The sequence below is a fragment of the Mesorhizobium sp. M0678 genome, assembly GCF_040320505.1.
Lineage (GTDB): Bacteria > Pseudomonadota > Alphaproteobacteria > Rhizobiales > Rhizobiaceae > Mesorhizobium.
Genome location: NZ_JAMYPT010000010.1, coordinates 1 through 15,296, shown reverse-complemented (window position 1 = coordinate 15,296; position 15,296 = coordinate 1). Strand labels below are relative to the sequence as shown.

Annotated in this window: 19 protein-coding genes and 1 tRNA gene; 14 read left to right on the top strand and 6 right to left on the bottom strand. The window is 57.9% G+C overall.

The features are described 5' to 3' along the window. Window positions 1–118 precede the first annotated feature (118 nt). From NKI29_RS18810 to NKI29_RS18800, 3 genes are all read left to right on the top strand, one after another. Complete coding sequence (locus NKI29_RS18810) at window positions 119–1,501, top strand: site-specific integrase (RefSeq protein WP_352796973.1); 1,383 nt, start codon at window positions 119–121, stop codon at window positions 1,499–1,501. A 125-nt stretch (window positions 1,502–1,626) separates the two neighbouring features. Further along, window positions 1,627–1,830 (top strand): helix-turn-helix domain-containing protein, encoded by a 204-nt coding sequence (locus NKI29_RS18805; protein ID WP_352796971.1) that lies wholly within the window; start codon window positions 1,627–1,629, stop codon window positions 1,828–1,830. Window positions 1,831–2,012: 182 nt separating this feature from the next. Beyond that, the gene (locus NKI29_RS18800) at window positions 2,013–3,809 is read left to right on the top strand and encodes a hypothetical protein (protein ID WP_352796968.1); all 1,797 of its coding nucleotides are present in this window, start codon (window positions 2,013–2,015) and stop codon (window positions 3,807–3,809) included. Window positions 3,810–3,964: 155 nt separating this feature from the next. On the opposite strand, the gene NKI29_RS18795 is transcribed toward NKI29_RS18800, so the two are convergent. The 3 genes from NKI29_RS18795 to NKI29_RS18785 form a co-directional block, all read right to left on the bottom strand. Further along, window positions 3,965–4,237 (bottom strand): hypothetical protein, encoded by a 273-nt coding sequence (locus NKI29_RS18795; protein WP_352796965.1) that lies wholly within the window; start codon window positions 4,235–4,237, stop codon window positions 3,965–3,967. Between the two features lie 330 nt (window positions 4,238–4,567). Next, window positions 4,568–4,930 carry a hypothetical protein gene (locus NKI29_RS18790; protein ID WP_352796962.1) on the bottom strand — a complete coding sequence of 121 codons (363 nt, stop codon included), beginning with the start codon at window positions 4,928–4,930 and terminating at the stop codon, window positions 4,568–4,570. Further along, a complete protein-coding gene (locus NKI29_RS18785; protein WP_352796959.1) occupies window positions 4,927–5,502 on the bottom strand; it encodes a Panacea domain-containing protein in 576 nt (191 codons plus the stop codon). Before NKI29_RS18785 ends, NKI29_RS18790 begins: the two co-directional genes overlap by 4 nt. 237 nt (window positions 5,503–5,739) lie before the next feature. On the opposite strand from NKI29_RS18785, the gene NKI29_RS18780 reads away from it, so the two are divergent. Beyond that, window positions 5,740–8,346, top strand: a complete 2,607-nt coding sequence (locus NKI29_RS18780; protein WP_352796956.1) for a hypothetical protein — start codon at window positions 5,740–5,742, stop codon at window positions 8,344–8,346. A 648-nt stretch (window positions 8,347–8,994) separates the two neighbouring features. On the opposite strand, the gene NKI29_RS18775 is transcribed toward NKI29_RS18780, so the two are convergent. Next, window positions 8,995–9,309: a hypothetical protein gene (locus NKI29_RS18775; RefSeq protein ID WP_352796953.1), complete on the bottom strand. Its 315-nt coding sequence runs from the start codon at window positions 9,307–9,309 to the stop codon at window positions 8,995–8,997. A gap of 116 nt (window positions 9,310–9,425) precedes the next feature. Between NKI29_RS18775 and NKI29_RS18770 the strand changes: the two genes are divergently transcribed. The 10 genes from NKI29_RS18770 to NKI29_RS18725 all read left to right on the top strand — a co-directional run bounded on the left by NKI29_RS18770 (window position 9,426) and on the right by NKI29_RS18725 (window position 14,558). Next, a complete protein-coding gene (locus tag NKI29_RS18770; protein WP_352796951.1) occupies window positions 9,426–10,211 on the top strand; it encodes a terminase small subunit in 786 nt (261 codons plus the stop codon). A gap of 15 nt (window positions 10,212–10,226) precedes the next feature. Next, on the top strand, window positions 10,227–10,490 hold the full coding sequence (locus NKI29_RS18765) for a hypothetical protein (RefSeq protein ID WP_023720467.1): 264 nt from the start codon (window positions 10,227–10,229) through the stop codon (window positions 10,488–10,490). A gap of 1 nt (window position 10,491) precedes the next feature. Beyond that, a complete protein-coding gene (locus tag NKI29_RS18760) occupies window positions 10,492–11,076 on the top strand; it encodes a hypothetical protein (RefSeq protein WP_352796949.1) in 585 nt (194 codons plus the stop codon). Then, window positions 11,076–11,747 (top strand): hypothetical protein, encoded by a 672-nt coding sequence (locus NKI29_RS18755; protein WP_352796946.1) that lies wholly within the window; start codon window positions 11,076–11,078, stop codon window positions 11,745–11,747. The genes NKI29_RS18760 and NKI29_RS18755 overlap by 1 nt, the downstream gene beginning before the upstream one ends. 20 nt (window positions 11,748–11,767) lie before the next feature. Continuing rightward, window positions 11,768–12,514, top strand: a complete 747-nt coding sequence (locus NKI29_RS18750) for a GNAT family N-acetyltransferase (protein WP_352796944.1) — start codon at window positions 11,768–11,770, stop codon at window positions 12,512–12,514. A 23-nt stretch (window positions 12,515–12,537) separates the two neighbouring features. Beyond that, window positions 12,538–12,819, top strand: coding sequence for a hypothetical protein (locus NKI29_RS18745; RefSeq protein WP_352796942.1), 282 nt, complete (start codon window positions 12,538–12,540; stop codon window positions 12,817–12,819). After that, window positions 12,816–13,106 (top strand): hypothetical protein, encoded by a 291-nt coding sequence (locus tag NKI29_RS18740; RefSeq protein ID WP_352796940.1) that lies wholly within the window; start codon window positions 12,816–12,818, stop codon window positions 13,104–13,106. Before NKI29_RS18745 ends, NKI29_RS18740 begins: the two co-directional genes overlap by 4 nt. A gap of 530 nt (window positions 13,107–13,636) precedes the next feature. Then, a complete protein-coding gene (locus NKI29_RS18735; RefSeq protein WP_352796938.1) occupies window positions 13,637–13,891 on the top strand; it encodes a hypothetical protein in 255 nt (84 codons plus the stop codon). A 110-nt stretch (window positions 13,892–14,001) separates the two neighbouring features. After that, window positions 14,002–14,295, top strand: a complete 294-nt coding sequence (locus NKI29_RS18730; protein WP_352796935.1) for a hypothetical protein — start codon at window positions 14,002–14,004, stop codon at window positions 14,293–14,295. After that, complete coding sequence (locus NKI29_RS18725; protein WP_352796933.1) at window positions 14,292–14,558, top strand: pyocin activator PrtN family protein; 267 nt, start codon at window positions 14,292–14,294, stop codon at window positions 14,556–14,558. Before NKI29_RS18730 ends, NKI29_RS18725 begins: the two co-directional genes overlap by 4 nt. A gap of 31 nt (window positions 14,559–14,589) precedes the next feature. Here NKI29_RS18725 and NKI29_RS18720 read toward each other — a convergent pair whose 3' ends face one another. Next, on the bottom strand, window positions 14,590–14,850 hold the full coding sequence (locus tag NKI29_RS18720) for a hypothetical protein (RefSeq protein ID WP_352796931.1): 261 nt from the start codon (window positions 14,848–14,850) through the stop codon (window positions 14,590–14,592). Window positions 14,851–15,058: 208 nt separating this feature from the next. Then, a tRNA-Glu gene (locus NKI29_RS18715) sits at window positions 15,059–15,133 on the bottom strand. Between the last annotated feature and the right edge of the window lie 163 nt (window positions 15,134–15,296).

Here is a 15,296-nt window from a genome sequence, read left to right as displayed (position 1 = left end):
CGCCGTCGTGCGCAGAAGTTCATAATTAACAATGGATTGAGCCCTGTCAGTTCGCCATTGTCCGCCGCCACACGTCGGTGTATATTCGATGAATATTCGACGTATCAGGAAAGAGGCGATGGCAAAGGTTCTGAAAGAAGCCGAACTCACCACAGCGAAAGCCAGGTCGCGATTGCCTCTTGGGGAGCATGCCAGGCGGCTCGATGCGGAGGCGCATCTTTATTACAGGAAGGGCGTCCGGGCGGGTGTGTGGTTTATCCGCTGGCGGAATTGGGGCGCAGGAGCAAACTACAAGCAAGCGCCTATTGGGCCGGCGAACGACACCAACGACAAGCCGACCGAAGGCCTCCTCACATATATGCAAGCCGAGCGGGCTGCTCGTGAGCATGTCGAGAGGGCGCGGGCTGACGTGCAAGCCACTGCGGAGGGGCCGGCTGTCACGGTACGGAAGGCGGTGGAGACCTATATTGCCCGGCGCGATGCACGGGACGAAGGTCGCAAGGGGCGCAAGGGCCGTTCCGACGCGAACAGGCGTCTATCCCGGCATGTGCTGGGGCAAGGCAAGCGAGGCAAGCAAGCCGCAATTCCCGCCTCGCCGCTTGCTGACGTGGCGCTCCATGCTCTGAGCGATGACGATCTGGCCAAGTGGCGCTCGGGCCTGCCTGCCGACATGAGAGCGACAACCGTGCAGAGGCTCATAAACGATCTGCGGGCAGCGCTAAATGCAGCCTACGCTGCAAACCGCGCCCGACTGCCCGCCAGTCTCCCAGGAACGATCAAGCATGCCTTCGCCGCACCGGCTCATAACGATGACGCTTCCGGCGATGACACCGTAGCCCGCGAAAGCCAAATCCTTTCCGACGCCGATATCGCGGGTCTGCTCCGTGCCACGCGGCAAATCGATGCCACAGACGGATGGGAGGGTGATCTGTTCCGGCTCGTTGTTTTGCTGGCGGCAACGGGGGCGCGCTTTTCGCAGGTTGTCCGTATGAGAGTGGGAGACGTGCAGCGCCTTCAGGGTCGGGTCAGGGTTCCAGTCTCGCGCAAGGGGCGTGGGAGCAAAGGTGGCGCAACGCCGGTACCCGTCGGTAACGACGTCCTAGACGCGCTGCTGCCTGCCTCGACCGGGCGCGCGAACGACGCGATCTTACTCGAACGTTGGCGGCACATTCAGGTTGGACCAGCAAAATGGGAGCGTACTGGAAGGGGTCCCTGGCGGAACGTAGCCGAGTTGCGCCGCCCATGGATTGCCTTGACCGCCAAGGCGGGTCTGCCAGGCGTGATCCCTTACGCTCTACGCCATTCGAGCATTGTTCGCGGCATTCGAGCGAACCTGCCGATCAGGCTGGTTGCCGCCGTTCACGACACCAGCGCGCAGATGATCGAACGCCACTACGCCAAATGGATTGTCTCAGGATTGGAAGAATTGGTTGCGAAGGCGGTCGTGCCGCTGGTGCCGGATGAAGGCGGCAACGTCGTCAGCCTAACTCGGCGCGGCTGATCGCTGGTTTCATATGCGACGTATTGCATGTCGCATATGGGGTGCTGGTGGCAGCAACCATCGCAAGTGCATTCTTGAATTCAAGCGGACGGCTGCGAACCGACGCCCAACGAAAGGATGCACCGATGACACCTGAACCATCCAAACTCGCCTATACGATTGAGGAAGCCGTGGCCGTTTCAGGCGTGGGTCGAACTTCGCTTTACGTCGCCGCAAACGAAGGTCGCCTACCGTTTCGCAAAAACGGCAAGAGAACCCTCATCTTGGCAGATGATCTGCGAAACTTTCTCGCAGGCCTGCCGCTCGCGTCGACCAGCGCCGCCGCGTGACCGCCTTGGCCGAAGAAGTTATTTTCTGCGCCAGAACCGGACATCGGATCGTCGGTGACAATGTGATCCCTTTTCCTCGCCCTGGCGCGAGGCCGGTACTAGTCGAGGATGAGGCCAAGCCTGTCCCGGTCGACGCAACGCCGGTTCCTGAAAATGACGACATCTGAGCAGGCGCGCGGCGAATGAACGTGCGTATGGCTTATTCCTTTTCCGACTGGAAGGCCGGCAAGCAGCCGAAAAAGGGCTGGGATTGCGCCGACGCGGTGGATGACGGCTGGTCGAAAGATCAGCTTGACGCCTTCATGCGTGCGACCGCTAGACCGTGGTCGCCACCGCAACAGAAACCGGCAGGCGAGCCCGCTGAGCGCCCAAAGCCGGTCGAGAGAAGCACGCTCCAGGCTGAGCCAGTGCGCATCAGGCCCAAGATCAAGGTCGTGAAGAGCGAACTTCATCGTGCGGTCTCGCAAGCGGTCACCGTCCTCTCAGATCTGGAAGTTGGCATCTTCGCTCGCGCGGACGAACTTGTCCGTCCGGTCACACACTTCACGCCCACTAAAACCCTAACCGTTGCGAAGCAGGGCGAGAATATCAGTCGTCCTGATGGATCGGTGATCGTCACGACCCTGACAGAGGCCGCACTTGTTGAGGTGCTGACGGAAAGGGCTCTGTTTATGAAATTCAATCTGCGGGTCAATGACTTCGTGCCATGCGACTGCCCGCCCGAGGTGGCAAAAATGGTGCTTGCGAGAAAGGGCCATAACTGGACCATGCCGAGACTTAGAGCGGTGATCAGCGCGCCGACGCTCCGGCCTGACGGTACAGTGATCAGCGAGCCGGGGTATGACGCTGAGACTGGCCTGCTCCTTGTAGGTGAGCGGCTATGGCGGCATGTTCCTGAAAGCCCGTCTAAACGCGAAGCTACGGAAGCTCTTGCCGTCTTGTCGGAACCAATCGCCGCGCTTCCTTTCGTGAGCGGAAGTGATCGCGCTGCTGCCTTGGCACTGCTGATCACAAGCGTCATGCGCCCTAGCCTGAAGACTGCGCCAATGTTCGCGGTGTCCGCACCGTCTGCCGGTACCGGCAAGAGCTTGGTTGTCGATATCGCTGCGATCATGGCGACTGGTCGGCAAGCGGCTGTTGTTACGCCAACGCCGGATGAGGCGGAGCTTGAGAAGCGGATTGGCGCGTGCGCGCTCGCGGGCGACCAGATCATGAGCATCGACAACGTCACCCACATCCTGCGAAGCGACCAACTTTGCCAGATGCTAACGCAAGATGAGGTTCAGGTCCGCGTACTTGGGTCATCCAAGAACGTCCGCATTCCTGCGACCAGCTTGATTTGCGCCACGGGAAACAATCTCACGGTCTATGGTGATTTGAACCGGCGCACGATCCAAATCCGGCTAGACGCCAAGTGTGAGCGGCCAGAGGAACGGCGTTTCGAATTCGACGCGATTGACCTGGCCATGCGCAAGCGGCCCGAGCTTGTTGCGGCGGCACTGACAGTCGAGCGCGCATATCTGTCGGCGGGGGCACCTAACAGAGCCTCACCCATGGGCGGCTTTGAAGATTGGAGCGATCTGGTTCGATCTTCCCTGATCTGGCTCGGGCTGGCTGACTGTCGGGGCGACGTAGCTGCTCAGCGGGCAGCGGACCCAGAGAAGGACGAACTTGCCGAGATCATCGACGCGCTCCCGAACGCGCCGTTCACGACCCGGGAAATAGCCCTCAAGGTTGCCGATAGCCCGCTGCTCAAGGAAGCGCTCGCAACCTTCATCGACCGGGGCGGAGTATTTTCATCCAAGCGCTTCGGTCGATACCTTGCGCGGTATGCAGCAACGCGGATCGGCAAGCGTTGGATTGAGCAACTGCCCCGTGACCGCAACAGCAACAGCGCTGTCTGGCGCGTGGCCTGCGAGGAGCCAGGCACCGCACTGCAATCGTCGGACACGCCGGAACCGCAGTTCGATGCCTGGTAGGGTTCTGGCCCGCCCCACGGGACCTATAATCCTGACAGGCCGGCAACCAGGGGAGCAAGGGGCATTGAAGTACCCAAAAAAAAACGGCGTCTACCGCGTTGAACCGGACGTACCGGGAGACAGACGCCGTTGAAAGTTGTGAAAGGCTAATGGGGTCACTGCTGCGGAAGGTGTTTTTCGAGCCAGTCGTTCACCTCCTTTGGACCCCTTCCCGAATACGGGCGTCGAAGCGAGATGACATAGAAATTGTCGTTGTTGTCCAGATACTTCTTGAAGCGCTCATGTACCTGACTCGCCGTCTCGTTGGTGGAGATGGCATAAGACGATTCCGAGAGCCTAGCCCAACCGGCGCTGGCCTTAACCTCGTCAACAATTTTAGGGCGAACGGTCTCCTTGTTTAGATCGTAGGTTACAAGATAAGTCGACATATAAAGATTTCCTTATGTGGAAACCTTTGGTCGGGTTGACAGAGAATCGATTGCGAGTATCCTCGCATTGTGTCTCCAAAATCCGCATCCCGACCAAAGGTTTTGCGGTTTATCGACACGGAGCCGGGGCGGCAACCCCGGCTTTGTCGTGGCGAGAATCAGCATTTGCTGATCCATCGCAACTTAAAGGCGACTCGTTTTCCGCCGTCAATGTTAGGATGTCAGGATTATTCAGGATTGAGCCACATCCTGACTTAAATCCGCGGATAGCGGGGAAATCGGCCAAATTCACAGGCCTTAGCGCTACCCAGCCGCAGGGGAACGACCCGCCTATTTGGAATCTTTGGACGAACCGAAAAGATAGCCGAGGGCACCGGTTATTAGAGCAAACGCACCCGTCAGAAGCCGATCAAAAACAATGGCGATTTTGTCATTCGCAACATAGATCCCGGCGCACCCAGCTAGGACAATCATAATGATAGACGCGATGATGACCACATAAGCGATATTCCCGGCTTTCTCCGGACCGCCGCCTATAAATCCACCAATTCGTCCTAAGTGTTGGTCAAGCTTTCCGTCTCTGCTTCCGGTCAGAGGGTCGATTCCCGGAATGGCTGCTCTTTCCTTTGGAACCGGTTCGAAAGGGGCAGTCTTTATCGAGTCGACAGATACTAGTTCTTCACCTGCACTCATCCAGCCCTTTGCCCTAGCTCTACGAAGTGACGCCGTATTTCCTGATCAGGTATATACTGGTCACCGCGCTCTCTAGCTAGAGTCCAAGGTGTTCCGGGCGCATGAGTCAGGGCAGATAGTTGGATCCCGTCGTACCCCCTGTATCGGTTCCAAACCGCATTGAAGATGGAGTAGAATTGCTCATCGGACGGCGCAACAATAAGCGCTTTAGGTTCGCCAGTGGCTGGCTCTATGTCCTCTGCCAGTTCAGAAATCCGATTCCAGCGATATTTTTTAAAAGTATGATAAAGCGAAGAAAGTACAGGGCCTTTGGGCCATGCCTCGAACTGTTCTCCTACTGCGGGGAACCCTGTAGTGGCCAAATGCCACCCTTGCAAATTGTAGACGAGCTTCTGGATTTTGAGGGGAGTAACGTCAGAAACTCCATCCTCGCCAGCGCGAAACAAAAACGTGTTTGCTACCCAAACTGGTTTGTAAACGTATACAGGGGCGTCAGCCATAGCATCTCCGATGTCGGTCGAATCGCCATAGCGCCGGTGGATTTGCCACCAGCGCTTTTTCAGGTGATGCATATAGTGATTCTCGCAAGAATCCCAGAAAAATATCTTGACAAGCTGCGAATCAGGCTGGCAGCAAGCCGATTCATCTTTCTCTCGATCTTCCGGCGCTTTAACCGGCTTTGCCTTGCCACTTTCTTTAACGCGCGGTCAAAGGCTTCCAGGTAAAACTATTTTTCGATGCCGGCTCAGCGGTTCTAGCTCCTAACTGTCGGCTCCTATCGTGCCCGAAACCTTTGGGCGCGAGATCACATGACCGTTGCAAGCGAGACGAACCGTTCCGGCCCGTACATCGGGAACGGGGTCACGACTGTTTTCGACTATGAGTTTCGGATTATCAGCCAAGCTCACCTCCGCGTGATCAGGACGATTACAGCGACCGGCGTTGAGGCAACGCTGACGCTCGATGCTGACTATACGGTGTCTGGCGTCGGCGCGGCTGGGGGAGGGCAAGTCGCGATCCTTGTTGCTCCTCCGGCTGGGCAGACGATCACGATCCTTCGCAAGGTTCCGGTCGTCCAGGAAACTGATCTCGAAAATCAGGGTGCTTACTACGCTGAAACGGTAGAGACGGCGCTTGATCTCGCCGTTATGCGCGATCAGGAACTCGCTGAGGGCCTGGCTCGCGCGGTCAAGATACCGATCAGCGCCGACGCAGACACGCTGCCCGCGCTCGTGGTGAACATTACCAGACTTGCTAAAAGCGCCGACAAGATCGACACGGTGGCGGGGATCGCGGCCAGCGTAACGACTGTGGCGGGTATCGCCGCCGAGATCGTTGCTGTGCCCGCGCAAGTGGTGGCTGTGGAAGCCGCCCGCGACGAGGCCGAAGCCGCCCGCGACGAGGCCGAAGCCGCCGCGGGCGTTGCGGTAGGGTTGGCGTCTGCCTTCATCATCGCGGAAAACACCTTCGCCACAAAGGCCACGGCGGCGGCGTGGGTTCCGTTGGCGGCTCCTGCCTTTATCAGGACAGCGGGAGCGCTCGCGGCTGGCGATGGCGGGGACGATATTTTTATACCGGGAACAGGGGCTGGCGGGTTCACTCTCGGCCTGAGCGGTGGCGGGACGCAGGACTATAAGCCGGGGAATATGCGCGGCGTCGACGTTCGCGTGTTCGGTGCGGGGCCGGCAAGGACGGCGGCGCAGAACTCGGCGGCGTTCGCGCTGGCTCTTGGCGCCGTAACGGAGTTGTGGATACCAACTCTGACAGCAGGCATGTACTTCGATCTCGATGAAGAATTTACCGTTCCCGCTCACGTCAAGATACGCGGCGCCGGGTGGCCTTCGCGCATTCGCCAGACGGTACGGGAAAAGAACGTCTTTATTCTAAGCGACCACAGTAGCGTTGAGGGTGTTCACTTCATCGGCGATGCAGGAACTACCGGGGTAGACTTCACCAAGAACAATGCGGTCTATGCTTCCGGAAAAAAAGGAGTTCTTGTTCAAAGCTGCTTTGCTGAACGGTTCGAAGGCTGCGGCGTCCAGCTTCGCGGCTGCAAGGATTACAAAATCCTCAACAATGTATTTTTCGCAAATCAGTGGGGAAACATCGCCAGTTCCGGGGATATTGTCGTCTACTCGACAGTCTCGGCGGGACGCGCTCAAATCCTCGGCAATAGCTGTCTGTCGAACAACTCCCAGGGCATGTTTATTGATGCGTTGGGCCTGGACGCGGACCTGATCATTAGCGGGAATATTTGCGTCACGCTCGATCCGCTGACGTGCATTGAGGGCGGAACCTGGGTCGAAGCGCCAAGCGTGGGTGTTGCGCCTTCTGTTGTGCGGCGTCGGCACGGAATTGTCGTTGGCTACAATAGCAGTTCCGTCGACGGTCCTCGCGCCATCATATCCGGCAACATCTGCCGCAACACCAAATGGACGGGCATTTATAAGCAGGGTGTCAGCGAGGGCGGCGTTGTCATCATCGGCAACCATTGCAGCTTGAACGGTTGGGATACCGCCAACTCGATCAGCGGCGGCATCTTCGTCAACGGCAGCGGTCGCGACCTGGTGACCGGGAATATCGTGGAAGATTTTCAAAACACGTCGTCGGCGACGGGCGGAATTACCGTCAACACAGCCGCGCCGCTTGGAATTCCGACTAGGGTCCACGGTAATGTCATCACCAATTCGCTCGGGCGCGGCATCGCGTTGAGCGCGCAAACCGCCTATGTCGACATTGCCCACAACCTAATCGTCGGCTCGGCGTCCCATGATATCGAGAACATATCCAGCGGCGCGGCCGGAACTGGCGGCCACCACATCCATGACAACAAAATCAAGCGGACCAGCGGCAATGATGTGCGCTCGATCCGAGTACAGACCGGCGGCACAACGCTGATCACTATGATCGAGCGCAACTCGATCGAGGGTTTCGACAAGACCAACGCAGTGACCAACAACGCTGGCATCTGGACGAATAGCCCGCTCGTCGTTCGGGTTAGGAACAACCACATAAAGAACTTCAACGTCGGCTTCTCTTCTGGAGCTTACTTCACCACTGCAACTCGCCACTTCGATTTGATGTATGAGGACAATCTCATCGAAGACTGCACCACCGGCTTTGGTGTTGCGTCTACCAACAATACGGCTGTCGTTCCGCTCGTTAATAATAAGTTTGTCGGCGTCACGAACAAGATGGGTCACGGCGCGACTGTCACAGTTAGCGGCGTGAAAGTCGGCTATATCTGCCGCAAGGACGATGACAGGCTTGTTGTTCTGGAACTGGCGGCGGCTCCGGCTGTCGGCGCCTGGGCGGTTGGCGATCGGGCCGAATTCTCCGCGCCGCTCGCTGGTGCCGCTCCTGGTGCCGTGAACACGACAACCGGCTGGAAATCACAAGCTGCATTGGCGGCATAGCCGCCTTCTGCATGACCAAAGGCGGTGTTCCATTGGCTTCTTTGAACGACATTTTCCTGACGCTCGGGCGGGTCCAAGAAGCATCGAGCAATTGCGCGAGGACTTCCACCAAGAGAAACGCAGCGCTCACGAAAGCTGCACGTCGCTGCATCGTCGCCTTGATGACCATGCCACGGAAACGCTGAGTGCCTTCGCGAAATGGTCCGTCGCGGCCTGTTCACCTGACGGCTAGACAGGCTCCAGGGCGGGCACTAAGCCGATAGCCTGCTCGACCAGCCCTCGAAGTCCCGACCAATTTGCGCAGAATGAATCGCGAACGTGAGATCGCGTCCCCGACGAGCGTCATGTGAGATTTCCCCCAAACCCGCCGTCTTCTTAGCCGGTTTTATTGGTGGCGGCTAGATCACCCCGAGGCGATGCCGACCGCTCCCAACTGACGATTTCGCGCCACTTTGTCAGGGAGCGTGAAAGGTCCGGATTTCCGGATTTCCCGGATCGATTTCAGCCATGTCTAAGAATTTCGCAGTATGGCCACGTACATATACGCCTCTACTGCGAAATTCCCGCGTCTGGATGAAACTAATCCGGGAAATCCGGAAATCCTAAGTTGAAGTCTTTGCGCTTGATCGCGTATGGGTTGTGTATTGATTACCTTTTTACCGAACACGACCCGTTAAGTCTGCTGTAGCTTCCGAACCCGTCCACCATTTCGTTGAGAGCCTTGCAAAGGCATTCGGCCTGGGCAATCGCTCGCTCCGATTTGATGCGCATGTCTTCGGCCTCTTGTGCCAACCGGTTGACGCAATCGATTGCCTCGGCAGGGCTCAATTTCCCGTCGCATTTCTGGAACGCGAACGTCTCCAGGTCAGGGCCTAGACCGGAAACATTGCACACGTTGTTTCCGAAAGAGCCGTTGACGCCAAATACTAGGAAGATGGCCGCAATTGCCGCCTGCTGTTTCATGTCAGTCCCCACCCCTGTGCCCCAACCTCTACTTTTGCCGGTCTATTTCAGCAAGAAGTGTATAAATTTGTATAAGCGGAAACTCGCGGCAACCATGCTCTGATAGCGGTTGCCTTATGGCACTTACGCACAAGCAGCGGCGGTTCGTTCAAGAATATCTGAGGTCGGAGACGGCCACAGAGGCCGCTTTGCGCGCTGGCTATGCCTCGTCGTCTGCATCCGTCATGGCATCCCGCATGATGGACGATCCCGAGATACTGGCCGCGATTGAGGAAGGGCAGCAAAGGCGTCTTGATCGCGTCGAGGTAGATGCGGATTACCTTCTCAAGCGGCTGCACGAGGAAATCGAGGCCGATCTACTCGACATCTACGATGAAGAAACGGGCGACCTACTGCCGGTGGAAGAATGGCCGCCGATCTGGCGAAAGGGCTTGGTGGCCGGCGTAGAGATTGAGGCCCTGTTTGATGGGCGTGGAGAGGATCGCAAACGGATCGGCTCCGTCAAAAAGATCAAACTCTCTGATCGCGTGCGCCGCCTAGAGGCGATTGGGCGGCATGTATCGGTCGCCGCATTCCGCGATACGCTGGAGGTTAAGGGCTTGGACGGCCTTGCCGATCGGCTTGCGCGCTTATCGCGCGCTCAAGTTTTGGACGTGCCGGCGACGGATGCGCCTCAAGATAAGCCGGTGTCTCCAGCGCCCGAACCTGTCCCAAAGACGAAGGTCGCGCCGAAGCCGGAACAGGCCCCCGCGCCTTCGCCGGCTGTCTCGGCCGATTGGGAAGCACCGAGGTTGCCGGCTCCGTATCAACCCATCCTGCAATACCCGGATCGGCAGGGCTTTGCCGACACAGATTACGACAACGCTGAGGACGGATTTTTGAGTGTCCGCCGCAACACGTGAGAGAAAGGGAAACCGATGACTGACATAGCCACCAATATTGCGACCATCCAGACGAAGGCCGCTGAGCTTGACACGCTGATTGGTCAAGTCCGCGCTGCCAAGGCAGCCGTCGACGCCGCTGAGGCCGAAATCAGGCAGCAACGGCCCGTATCGGAACCAAGCCGCGCCTACCAAGAGCGCCTTGCGTTGGTGGCCTTCGACCAGATGGGCAAGCCCTCGATCGCGGGCGATAGGACCATCGCGGCGCTTGCTGCCGATGCCTGGGCAGGGGTGGCCTAAGATGACAGCCATCACGTCATCGCAAATCCTCGAGAAGATCAGCGCGCTGGAAATCCTTGTTGCTGATCTTGACGCCGAATTCGGCAAAGTTTCGACCGACGCCGTGGCCGGCGCACCCGAAGCTGGCAAGAAGGCCGCTGAGATAAACCAGCGCATCGAACGGTTAGCCGTCGATCGCCTGATACTCAATCGCGCATTGGCACGAGCGCAGCGGGCCGAAGCCGCCGCTCGCGAGGCCAAGGCGGAAGCTGAGCGTCGGAAACACTTCGACGCCGCGAAAGGCCATGCAAAGCGCCTCCTTGCCGCGGCCAGGCGCATTGATGCGGCGATTGCGGAAATAACCGCATCGTTGCCTGAGATCGCAGCCGAAGAACTGGTTATCCGGCAAAACCTGGGACGCGCGCAGGTCAATTTGTCGATCGGACCCATAGGGCAGATGGGTCTCGCAGTAATGGCGATCGATAAGTTGATTCGCCTGGCTGATGGCCGTGCGCGGCTCTCCGGCCCGGGCAAGTCCGTGACAGAAATCGCGACTTCGGCATGGGTCATTTTGCTCGCAGCCGAAAACGAACAGGAGGCCGCGTGATGGCTGAGATTGACCGCGCGAGCATCCTATTTCCTAACGATGTGCCGTCAAAGCCTGCGCAGATGCCTGAATGGGCACAGGCGCAACACGCAGCTGCGGAACAGCGCCTTACTGGCAATCACGGCAAGCCCGACGCTGCCGCCGCCGTAGTGTTTCCGAGCGAGCGAAAGGCCGATGCCCCGCCTTCTGCCGGTAAAGACGACGATGCCGCTTCGATCCTTTTCAGGGATGATGCGGCTCGGAAGGACGTAGATTATGAGCGCGCTGTTGGCGGTGAACTGGATCAGTTCACGCTTGACGCAATGAAGGACGGCGACACTGAGCGGGCCAGCGCCTTGAAAGCGGCGACGGCGGCGCTGTCGCAGGATTTCCGCGCGTCTGGAACCGATACTGCGACGATTGAGGAAGCTTTCACTATCGTTCGCCAGAGCGCCGATAGCTTCTCGCCGCCAACACCCGAACAAATAGAAGCCGGCTTCGTTTCTAGCATGGCCGAATTGACGGCGTCCGGGGTCACCGAGTCCGATATCGGAATTGCGCGCCGGTTCATCAGCGACCTGGAACGGGTCAGTCCTGGTGTCGTCGCAAGCTTGGAGCGCCATGGAGCCGGAAACAATCCGAAGCTGGTACGCGCAGCGATCAAAGAAGCCAAGCGCAGGGGATACCGATGACAACCGGCAGGAGATCCACCTTGGCCACAATAGCTGAATATGAAGCCTGGAAAGCCAAGCGACATCAGAACGGCATCGAGACAGAGATGATCACGTTTCGAACAGCTGCTGGCAGGAAGATAACCGTCCGCAAGGCGATCTCTATTACGGAGCGCGTCAAGGCCGCACTCTTTGCAACGGACATCATAACCCCCGACCAGCCGGACAAAAGGCGCGTGGAATGTGCTGTCACTTTCGGTTTGCAGCCACAGCGGCGATGGCATGTTCTGAGCGGGCTCGATGCCACCCCTTCCCCCTTCCCGTGTCCGAGCAAACGGCGGAAAGGGGGTAGGGAGGCACCTATTTACACTGCATTCTGCGACGGCGAGCTTGTAGGAGTAGTCGCCTGTTCGTGCGTCGATCACGTGTTGCCGCTTCGAATTATGATGGGTGCGGTGCGTCGTGATTTTCGTGGTTTGGGGGTAGGAGGGCCGATTGTTCGAAAAATAGTTCAGCACATAATTGCCAGCGCCCCGGTCGTCGGTGTCGTGATCAAGCTCGATCATTTGAAAAAGAGAACTTTCCTCACGCGCTGCGGCTTCAGCCATTGGTACAGAACTTCATCAATGTACGAGAGCAACTGTATAGGCTTCTCGCGGCCCGTCGATATTCCCAATGGCCTATGGTATGCCACGCCCGCGGCCGAACCCGACGAGAAGCTACCAAGACGATTTGCTAGCCTGTTGCGACGAAGGTCATCCGAAGGCGCTCCGGCGATCTTCACATGACATGCCCTTGCTGCGACCAGCCTGTGAGCGCGCCGACGCTTTGCGACTTGATTGCGGAATGCGGGATCGGCGGCCATGCAGCTGCCGTTCTTGAGGCGGTCTGGCGAGGCAAGGGCATGCCCGTGATGTCCCAAGCAATGTTCGACGCCATGTACTCGGACGATCCCGATGGTGGGCCGTCGCCGACGCGCATGTATCTCGATCTTAGAAAAGCAATCGATGGTCTGAACGCTCGACTGAAAGACCGCGGCGTATCCGTTGTCGAGGCCGGCTATCGGCAGGGCTTGCGGCTCGAACTGAGATGATCGGCGAAGCGACTGACTTCGTGGAGCGTGTCCGCGCGGTCGATTTCATCCTGCGCATTGCGCGCCCGGACCTTTCGGCTGATGACCGGCAGAGGGTGGCTGTCATCCACGGGCTACAACCTGCCGGCGTCTGGCATGCGATCGACCGCACGGACGTTGATCCTGGGGCAGCGCTCACCCGAAGGCTGGGGCACGCCAACAGCCCGATCTTCACTGTTCATCGTGACGGTGAGCTTATCGGAGCGGTTGCCTGCTCTTGTGTCATCGGGATTTGCCGCTTCGGCTGATGATGCATGCCGTGCACGAAGATTTCCGAGGGATGGGTATAGGTGGCGCGCTCGCCAGGCACGTCATAGCGAACGCGCCAGTCGTAAGCGTTGCGGTTGATACCGAACGGCTGGATAGGAAGGCGTACCTCGCACACGTTGGGTTTCGTCACTGGCTTCGTGCTGGGGCCGGGAGATGGTGGCTCGGCTCGGTTTCGCGCTTTTCGATCTCCGTTTGCACGGCCTCGCGAATGAACTTGGCGCGCTGCTTCTGCCCAACAAGGTTGTCTATGCGATCCAGAACCTCATCCGGAAATCGCACGACTGTCGGCGTCATATTAAGCGGTGGCCTTCCCATCACGGTTAGGTAAACGATATCGCATACTGTGTCAACGAACCGCTCTGTTAGATATAAACGATATCGTTAATTGACACACTAAACGATATCGTTTATGTTCGGCTTTGTGATCTCGGGCACTTAGCCGCGAGTTGGAAACCAAAGTCGAAAGGATACGATTATGGACAGCACTGGCGTCACCTTCGAAGGCGAAATGAATTTCCTTGGCATGTTGCTGCAACAGGCAATGCTCTACTCAAAGGCAAAGATCGACGCGCTGCCCGACGACATCAGCGTTGATGAGGAGTTCGCGGCGATCGACGCTGCGAGCGCGCCAGCCTTCGCCATTGCGGAAACGATATCGTCTCTGCCGGCACAGAGCAAAACCGAAATCAGGATCAAGGCCACAGCTGCGGCCTGGATCGATGGAACCTACTGGGCGGACGTTGAACCTGGGACATTGAATTGAGGGGACCGAGTTCCGGCTCGCAACCTGGGTAACTTGACAGGTGTCGGCTGGGCCGTCGTGATGGCAGAACATCCCGGGCTTTGATTCCGACCAGCTTTAGGGTTCACCAGATGTGCATTCAACATGGCGAAAGAGTACCGAAGATCCCGCTTGAGCCCGGCTACTACTGGGCGAAATGGCGAACAGCCGCGGACGGGACCGTAGACGGCGACGAGCTTACGCCGTGTGATAACTGGGAGATCGTCCAGGTCATGGGGAACGATCCGGATTGGGAAACCCACCCAGCCGACGACAAGGCCTTATTTGTGTTCGTTTGCGGGGTCGAGGAAGCCCAATGGCGCGGTTCTTTCGTGTGGGGCGATTTCGTCGCGCCCTTAGACAACGGCATTAAAGGAAACCGATGAACACTGCTTTTCTACTCATGGCGCAATTCGACGGCGCAGCTGTGATCCCCGTCGAGAAGGTTTGCGCCTCCTATTTCAGTCACCTCACGCCGCAGCAGTTCATCCGCAAAACCACAGAGGGCGAGATCGATTTGCCCGTGGTCAGGATCGAGACCAGCCAGAAGGCCGCGAAGGGCGTCCACCTAATGGACCTCGCCGCCTGGATAGATAAGCGGCGAGCGGCAGCGCAGAAGGAGTGCGACCAGCTACAAGGGAGGCGATGAGAGATGGCGATTTTCAGCGCTCTGGCCTGATCTACTCCCTGGCATCTCCAGGCAATACCCATCCGATCATTTCCTCTGTCAGACAGAACTGTAGGTCGTCGTCCGACAAACTTTTAACAACGGATGGCAACCAATGGTGCTTTTGCATCAGGTAGAAGTGCACGGCTTGGATGCCGTCTATCGACCGATATTTCTCGCGCTTGGCTATGTGGTCGCCGAACACATGCAGGCTGTAGCTCAACCCAGCCTCAGCATTTTTGAGTTGCTGTAAGACCTCGTATTTCCTGTCCATATTAGCCTTTCAACGCTCGCCACGGCGGACATGATTGCGGTCTTTGTCTCACCTTTCCGCCGATTCGGAAACTAGGTTGCGGTATCGCTCGCTTTCACGCTGGATCGACCGGCGTTCCAATCCGCCATCATACACGAACGTACGCAGTCGTTTATTCGATGAATATTCGACGCACCATTACGCGAGATAGCTAAGCAATTGAAATCATTGGTACGCCCAAGGGGAATCGAACCCCTGTTCCCGCCGTGAGAGGGCGGTGTCCTGACCGCTAGACGATGGGCGCGTTCAAGAACCGGCGATATAGGCTGACGGCTGGCAAAAAGCAACTAGGCTTAAGGCTGCCTGTCGTAAGCAGATGAGTTGTCCGGGTTAGGTAGCAGACGAGTTGTCCGGTTTGATCTTCAGCGAACGGAGGCTGGGGATGAGACGGGCAGCATGGCTACAGG

Bases quoted from the DNA above. Each gene is read 5' to 3' on its own strand.
- NKI29_RS18760 (WP_352796949.1), top strand. From the start codon at position 10,492: ATGACAGCCATCACGTCATCGCAAATCCTCGAGAAGATCAGCGCGCTG.
- NKI29_RS18790 (WP_352796962.1), bottom strand. From the start codon at position 4,930: ATGAGTGCAGGTGAAGAACTAGTATCTGTCGACTCGATAAAGACTGCC.
- NKI29_RS18730 (WP_352796935.1), top strand. From the start codon at position 14,002: ATGTGCATTCAACATGGCGAAAGAGTACCGAAGATCCCGCTTGAGCCC.
- NKI29_RS18775 (WP_352796953.1), bottom strand. From the start codon at position 9,309: ATGAAACAGCAGGCGGCAATTGCGGCCATCTTCCTAGTATTTGGCGTC.
- NKI29_RS18720 (WP_352796931.1), bottom strand. From the start codon at position 14,850: ATGGACAGGAAATACGAGGTCTTACAGCAACTCAAAAATGCTGAGGCT.
- NKI29_RS18740 (WP_352796940.1), top strand. From the start codon at position 12,816: ATGATCGGCGAAGCGACTGACTTCGTGGAGCGTGTCCGCGCGGTCGAT.
- NKI29_RS18725 (WP_352796933.1), top strand. From the start codon at position 14,292: ATGAACACTGCTTTTCTACTCATGGCGCAATTCGACGGCGCAGCTGTG.
- NKI29_RS18770 (WP_352796951.1), top strand. From the start codon at position 9,426: ATGGCACTTACGCACAAGCAGCGGCGGTTCGTTCAAGAATATCTGAGG.
- NKI29_RS18765 (WP_023720467.1), top strand. From the start codon at position 10,227: ATGACTGACATAGCCACCAATATTGCGACCATCCAGACGAAGGCCGCT.
- NKI29_RS18735 (WP_352796938.1), top strand. From the start codon at position 13,637: ATGAATTTCCTTGGCATGTTGCTGCAACAGGCAATGCTCTACTCAAAG.
- NKI29_RS18780 (WP_352796956.1), top strand. From the start codon at position 5,740: ATGACCGTTGCAAGCGAGACGAACCGTTCCGGCCCGTACATCGGGAAC.
- NKI29_RS18785 (WP_352796959.1), bottom strand. From the start codon at position 5,502: ATGCATCACCTGAAAAAGCGCTGGTGGCAAATCCACCGGCGCTATGGC.
- NKI29_RS18810 (WP_352796973.1), top strand. From the start codon at position 119: ATGGCAAAGGTTCTGAAAGAAGCCGAACTCACCACAGCGAAAGCCAGG.
- NKI29_RS18805 (WP_352796971.1), top strand. From the start codon at position 1,627: ATGACACCTGAACCATCCAAACTCGCCTATACGATTGAGGAAGCCGTG.
- NKI29_RS18795 (WP_352796965.1), bottom strand. From the start codon at position 4,237: ATGTCGACTTATCTTGTAACCTACGATCTAAACAAGGAGACCGTTCGC.
- NKI29_RS18800 (WP_352796968.1), top strand. From the start codon at position 2,013: ATGAACGTGCGTATGGCTTATTCCTTTTCCGACTGGAAGGCCGGCAAG.
- NKI29_RS18755 (WP_352796946.1), top strand. From the start codon at position 11,076: ATGGCTGAGATTGACCGCGCGAGCATCCTATTTCCTAACGATGTGCCG.